The organism is Niastella sp. (genome assembly GCF_045805085.1).
Lineage (GTDB): Bacteria > Bacteroidota > Bacteroidia > Chitinophagales > Chitinophagaceae > Niastella.
In genome coordinates, this window is the sequence record NZ_JBJMLX010000501.1 from 1 (window position 1) to 6049 (window position 6049).

8 protein-coding genes and 1 pseudogene are annotated in these 6049 nt (G+C 42.9%); 2 read left to right on the top strand and 7 right to left on the bottom strand.

Features of this window, described 5'->3' with window-relative positions; all coding sequences use genetic code 11:
• The coding region (locus tag ACJ751_RS26290) for a CocE/NonD family hydrolase (protein WP_407748511.1) at window positions 1–432 on the bottom strand (432 nt) is incomplete at its 3' end.
• Between the two features lie 241 nt (window positions 433–673).
• Between ACJ751_RS26290 and ACJ751_RS26295 the strand changes: the two genes are divergently transcribed.
• Complete coding sequence (locus ACJ751_RS26295) at window positions 674–1027, top strand: alcohol dehydrogenase catalytic domain-containing protein (protein ID WP_407748512.1); 354 nt, start codon at window positions 674–676, stop codon at window positions 1025–1027.
• A 10-nt stretch (window positions 1028–1037) separates the two neighbouring features.
• Here the strand turns inward: ACJ751_RS26295 and ACJ751_RS26300 are convergent, their stop codons facing one another.
• Window positions 1038–2255 carry a BamA/TamA family outer membrane protein gene (locus ACJ751_RS26300; RefSeq protein WP_407748513.1) on the bottom strand — a complete coding sequence of 406 codons (1218 nt, stop codon included), beginning with the start codon at window positions 2253–2255 and terminating at the stop codon, window positions 1038–1040.
• A 239-nt stretch (window positions 2256–2494) separates the two neighbouring features.
• Between ACJ751_RS26300 and ACJ751_RS26305 the strand changes: the two genes are divergently transcribed.
• Window positions 2495–3118 carry a hypothetical protein gene (locus ACJ751_RS26305; RefSeq protein WP_407748514.1) on the top strand — a complete coding sequence of 208 codons (624 nt, stop codon included), beginning with the start codon at window positions 2495–2497 and terminating at the stop codon, window positions 3116–3118.
• A 196-nt stretch (window positions 3119–3314) separates the two neighbouring features.
• Here ACJ751_RS26305 and ACJ751_RS26310 read toward each other — a convergent pair whose 3' ends face one another.
• From ACJ751_RS26310 to ACJ751_RS26330, 5 genes and pseudogenes are all read right to left on the bottom strand, one after another.
• Window positions 3315–3476: a hypothetical protein gene (locus ACJ751_RS26310; RefSeq protein ID WP_407748515.1), complete on the bottom strand. Its 162-nt coding sequence runs from the start codon at window positions 3474–3476 to the stop codon at window positions 3315–3317.
• Window positions 3477–3486: 10 nt separating this feature from the next.
• On the bottom strand, window positions 3487–4722 hold the full coding sequence (locus ACJ751_RS26315; RefSeq protein WP_407748516.1) for an RNA polymerase sigma factor: 1236 nt from the start codon (window positions 4720–4722) through the stop codon (window positions 3487–3489).
• A gap of 48 nt (window positions 4723–4770) precedes the next feature.
• Window positions 4771–5112: a YciI family protein gene (locus ACJ751_RS26320; protein ID WP_407748517.1), complete on the bottom strand. Its 342-nt coding sequence runs from the start codon at window positions 5110–5112 to the stop codon at window positions 4771–4773.
• 48 nt (window positions 5113–5160) lie between these two features.
• Window positions 5161–5724: a dihydrofolate reductase family protein gene (locus ACJ751_RS26325; RefSeq protein ID WP_407748518.1), complete on the bottom strand. Its 564-nt coding sequence runs from the start codon at window positions 5722–5724 to the stop codon at window positions 5161–5163.
• 175 nt (window positions 5725–5899) lie between these two features.
• Window positions 5900–6049 (bottom strand): annotated as a pseudogene (locus ACJ751_RS26330) (hypothetical protein); the annotation flags it as partial.

Below are 6049 nucleotides of genomic sequence, written 5' to 3' on the forward strand. Positions count from 1 at the left end.
AACATGTTGCAGCAGCCAGTCGAATGTATCGTAGGTGTCAGTACTTTCATCGATTGCTTTCGGGTCGTTTTTGTCGCGGGGCACCCGTTGCATTACATAAGATCCTTCAGAGCCATAGCGTCCGCGGATATCCTGGTAAACAAAAATATAGCCATCTTCGGCCATGTCTTTTACATAGGGCACTTTTTCAGGACTGGGATAATTTTGGGCGCCATAAGGTGTACGTTCCATTAAAAATGGCAGCGGTTCTTTTTGCTCTTTTGGCGTAAAGATCACCGTATGCAATTTAATACCGTCCCGCATGAGGATCATTGCCTCCTGTTTATCGTATTTGTCATCGGGCGATACTTTTGCCTGTGCACAGGCTGTTCCAACCAATGACACACCGGTCATAAGATAAATAATAACGGTTTGAATGGTAAACGCTGCCATATACCCAATATAAAAATTATTGCCCAGCCAGTCAAACGAAATTGTTTGCGCTTACCACTTACCGGTTTAAAGATTCAATCTTCCTTTCATATCATCAATATGAGCAGGATTAGTTATTATTCTGCCTGATAATGACAGAAGTGGTGTTGGTATTTCTGTCTAAATACCCCCTCCATAAAGTCTACACAGCCCCGCCTGATCCATACTTTTAGACAATACATTTGTTCCATAAATTTGCGTAATGAAAGCAATTCTACTGGAACAACACGGTATTGAACATTTACAGTTGAGAGACATTCCAACCCCGGTTATCGGTGAAAATGAAGTGCTGGTCAAAACTACTGCGGTAGCGCTTGAGTTTCATGACCTGATAGTAGTGGAGAACCGGATACCGTTTGGCATTCCGCTCCCCCATATTCCGGTTACGGAAGGTGTTGGCATAGTAGAAAATATAGGTAGCAAGGTAACGCGTTGGAAAAAGGGTGATCGGGTTATCATTCCCTTTATCGCGCGCTGGGAAGCAGCGTATTCCCTATGGAAAAAGTGCAGGATGCTTTCTATCGGTTTAAATCGGGTGAGGCGTTTGGAAAGGTGATTATTACGCTTTAAAATATCTCTCCCAGATTCACAAAGAATCCGCGGGAACCGTTCTGGCCGAAGCCATAGTCGATGCACAAATTGGCGCCGGAATGTTTATTGAGCTTTATGCGCAGACCGAGCCCATAACCGGGAAATATGGTATTATAAGCTGCCGAGATATCAGATGAAAAATGTTGCAGGTTTGCAAAGGCAACGCCGCCTATTAAGCCATTGTTGGTGATGCCGAAACGGTATTCGGTTTCAAAATACGTCATGTTATTGCCTCTGTATCGCCCCTGAATATACCCGCGACCTGTATTGTAATTATCATCCCAGCCTGTACTGGGCATCAATAAATAGGGCGACGTTCCTCCTGCTACAAACCATTGCATCAACCAAAATGCTAAAACATTCCCCGACCCTTTTGGGAATTGAACATATTTTCTGGCATCTATCAATACAGAGTGCCAGGTGCTGTCGCTTCCAAATGCTTTGGGGCTGTACCGGTAAGTCACGTTGAAATACAGGCCCTGCTGCGGATTGATCTGGTTAAGGCGGTTATCATATAAAAAGCGAAATACAACCCCCGATGCGGTTTCTGTTGTACCCAGTTTGGTTGTCAATTGATCCTTTAGATTGTCCGATAAAGAATCGGTTGGCCTGATGTTCCAGAGTTTATCAAAATAATAGCCGGCCCCTATATAGAAATTATGCGACAGCGCCTTCATGACGGTCTGGTGCACTTTTATGCCTGAGAAATTGATGGTAAATCCCTGGTTGGGATCTGCTTCACCACCAAGGCCATAAATAACAGAAGGGTATTTGATAAACCTGAAATCGGTAATGATATTATAGCGGTTGCCTTTTGTCCAGCTGTTTATCTGAAAGGGAATGAGTATTTGTTTTTTTTGCGAATACGTAACATTGGTATTGACGCTGGAAATTTTGGTGTCTTCTGCGGTGTCGGTATACCAGGCCATATTACCGCTTAAAATGCCGGCGAACCCTGTTTGCAATGTATATCCTATTGCGGGGACAATGGAGAAATGTTTGCGGGTATCTTTTTTCAATCCCGCATCAACCTGTAATGGCGTGTGCCGGTAAAAAAGGTGATGCAATACATCACCCATATCTTTTTCAGGGATTTTGGCTGCCTGAATACTATCGGAAGGATTTTGAACCTGAGCATAATTTTTAAGAACCAACACTATCACCAGTATCATTAATATCAGCTTACGTATCAAAAGTCGGTAATTTAGGTAATGACGGTTTAAACCCGTAATATTAAAACAAAACCATATAATAGTCGTGCCCGGTTATTATTTTAACCGCATCTTAACCACAACAGACGTTTATTAAAGGATAAACCTGCGTTTGTGGACTTATTGCTACAATGCGGCGTTTGATAGGAATTTTCTGAGATAGTTTAATCCGACCGGTTAAAGGTCTTTATTTATTTTCGAAGTAAACTTATTCAAGTGTTATGTTACAAAACCGGGTAAACCCAAAGGGAGAAATTATCAGTACGGCTGCCAGAGGCGCGTGGATGGGAAATAGAGGCCTGCTGCATAATGACAGAAAGGAAATCGTGCGGCCATTCCGGTTGCTGGCCTGGATAACCTGTGTGCTTTCATTTAAAGACAGGAAACGAATTGTAATGACTCCTGGCTTATATACCGAACTATTTTTTCTGGACGAAGCCACTGCTTTTTCTGCAGGCCACAGGCCCTGTTACGAATGCAGACGGGATGATTACCGGCGGTTTAAGCAATACTGGTTACAAGGAAATCCTGTTCACCCCTTCAATGAGAAAACCAGCATTACAGAAATTGATGCCATCCTTCACCAGGAACGCCTGGGTACTGGTAATTCCAAAATAACATTCCGGGCGGATATTAACGAACTGCCCGATGGTACGTTTGTGCTGCTCGACGAAAAGCCTTTTTTAATCAAAGGTGATCTGTTGTATCCATGGACGCCGGCCGGCTATGATACCGGTATTGCAAGGCCTCATAATATGGAAGTAGCAGTTCTTACACCAGCTTCTATTGTAAATACGTTTAAAGTGGGTTATGTTCCTCAAATGGGCGTGTCATTAAAGGGATAAGAATTCCCTTCGGGCGTAGTGAAAAATCCTGCGCCCGGATTGGATCGATCATCGGTGTTAAAAATAATTTCTCTATTGGGTCTAAATCCGAGTGAGTGTAATGTGCCCGGGATCTTGCTGCTTCAACTTTTATTCTGGTACTGTCAGGATAATGGCCATGTCTAAACTTTTGGCCCAATAAACTTAGAAGGGAGGATTATTTGTAAAACACGAAGAATGAAATGATCCAGATAGTTGCAATGATCATGATGGCCTGGTAATAGGCCCAGGAATCGCTCAGCCCGGTTTCCTTGTCATAATTCGCCAAACTGACAAAGGCCCCAATTACTGGTATCCAATAAATTGTTTTGTTAACCATAAAGAACTAATTAAAGCTCCATCAATTTAAGTATTTTATTGGATATTATCAACTTATCTGCCGTTGATTTGATAAACGCCAATGCATTATGAAAATGTTCAATGGCTTTTGTGTTGTCGATACCTGTATACAATTCGCCCAACAGGGAATGGTATAAATGGTTCCCGGTAAGGTTTATCTTTTCCGCTTCAATAATGGCTTCTTTTTTTCCGCGCGCTTTGGCGAGGGCGTACGTTCTGTTTAGGGCGGCAATGGGTGAATATTCAATGAGCAGCAGGTGATTATACATGAATAAAATACTTTCCCATTTCTTTTCTGAATCGGCTTTGATCGTGTGCCAGTACGCAATGCCTGCTTCCAGGTGATATTTTGAAAGGGTGTCTCCTTGCGAAGCCTGATTTAAAAAATACTCCCCTTTTTCAATCAGTTCCTGGTTCCACAGGTCTGTGTCCTGATCCTGGTATAAAACTATTTCTCCATATTGGTTCAGTCTTGAGTCAAATCTTGATGAATGAAAACACATCAGGGAAAGCAGGGCGTTGGCTTCCGGTTGGTTCAGGTGCTCATTCTCAATAAGCATATAGGTCAATCGCATGGCTTCCAGGCAAAGGTCCTGGCGCAGGGTAATATCCTGGCCGGAGGAATAGTAGCCTTCATTAAAAAGCAGGTATAATGTTGTTAAAACGGCTGGTAGCCGGTCGTTTATTTCTGATGGGGTTGGTTGTTCTATTTTTATTTTTTCAATTCTAAGTTTTTCTTTGGCTCGTTGCAGGCGTTTATAAATAACCGTTTTATTGGTGAGAAAGGCATTGGCTATTTCATCAACTCCAAACCCACAAAGCAGGTTTAATGCCAGGCCAATCTGCGCTTCGGCCGCGTTGCAGGGATGGCAAACCACAAACATCATCGCCAGCTGACTGTCGTTGATATTTTTTATTGACAGATCAATTTCTATTTCTTCCGAAGTGGTGGCGGTGTACTTTATTTCTTTTGAAATGTTTTGGGCAAACAGGGTGTTGCGTTTCAGGTAATCTTTCGTTTTGTTTTTTGCAACGGTATACAACCAGGCTGGCGGGTTTTCTGGGAGGCCTTTCAGGCCCCATAATTCCGATGCTAAAAGAAAGGTGTCGCTTACAATGTCTTCCGCAATTTCAATGTGGTCTATGCCAAATAATTTACAGAGCACAGAAACGATCTTTCTGTATTCAGTCCTGAATAAATGCGGTATTAATTCGGCTTGTTGCATAAAAGTAAATGCCTTCGTAAATGTACAAAGGCATTTAATAGTTTCAAATTACAGTACACTGATCTCTCGTATCTCGACATTTCCTCCTGCGCTCAGTATTGGGCAGCCTTTTGCCAGTTCTGTTGCTTCTTCCTCTGTATTGGCTTTTACGATACTATATCCTACAATGGATTCTTTTATCTCCGTGTAAGGTCCGTCGGTAATTACATTGCCGGGGTTTAACACTTTACCTGTTTGAACCAGTCTGTTCCCGCGGTCGGTTAATTTGTTTTGTGCTGCAATGCCGCCAATCCAATCCATCCAGCGTTTGGTGGATGCCTGCATTTCTTCGGGTGAACGTTTGGGCATGGCTGCGATATCAGTTCTGAATATTAACAGGAAATCTTTCATTTTATTTAGAATTTTATTGTTTGTAAAAAGTATGGGAGGTAAACGAAGTTACTGCAGGCTCGTGTAATGGATAATGTGAACACCGTTTTTTAATTGCTGACTGTCTTCATATTTTAACGGGCGGGTCGCATCCAGGTTCAACTTGTCAAAAAGCCTGACCTCACCGCTGCCTGCGATCAATGGCTGAAAGCAGAAGTAATAATCGTCTACCAGGTTCTTGTCTGTTAATGATGCTACCAAACCCAGGCTGCCAATTGTCAATAATCCTTTCCGATCTTTCTGTTTGTAGGCGTTGATCTGTTCGGCATCCACTTTGGGTTCAATGGTTGAATTGTTCCAGGTGGTTGTTTTCAGGCTCGATGAATAAACGGCCTTGTGTTTGTCGTGCAGCGCTTTGGCCATCTTTAGCTGGTAGGCTGGTGCGTCTGGGTCCTCAAGCCTGGCGGGCCAGAGACCCTGAAACAATTCGAACGTATTGGCGCCAAAGCCTACAGTCCCGGTTGCTGCCAGCAGCCCGTGTACAAACTCATAAAATTCTTCATCGGTAGTGGCATATTTACCGTCAGTAAACCCGTCGGGCGTGCTATTGATCATGCAAATTACTCGTCCCATGTTTTGAAATTTTGGTGTTAAAAACTAATGACGATCGACTTTGCAGGATTGGACAGGGTTTTAAAAGTATTTTTTATGCCATTCTTGTTTTACAAAAAGACACGGAAAGAAAGAAGGCCATCCTGACTGTCAGGATGGCCTTGTAATGACTGCATAATAGACAGCGAAAATTAATTTACATTTTATCTTTTACCACGCTGTTGATAAACTCTTCGATGTTGGTATAACCATCACCATCGCGGTCTTTTACCGCATCTGCTGCGTTTTTGGGATTTAATTTGTGTGCTGTTTCCCAGGCATCGGGCATACCATCGTTGTCACTGTC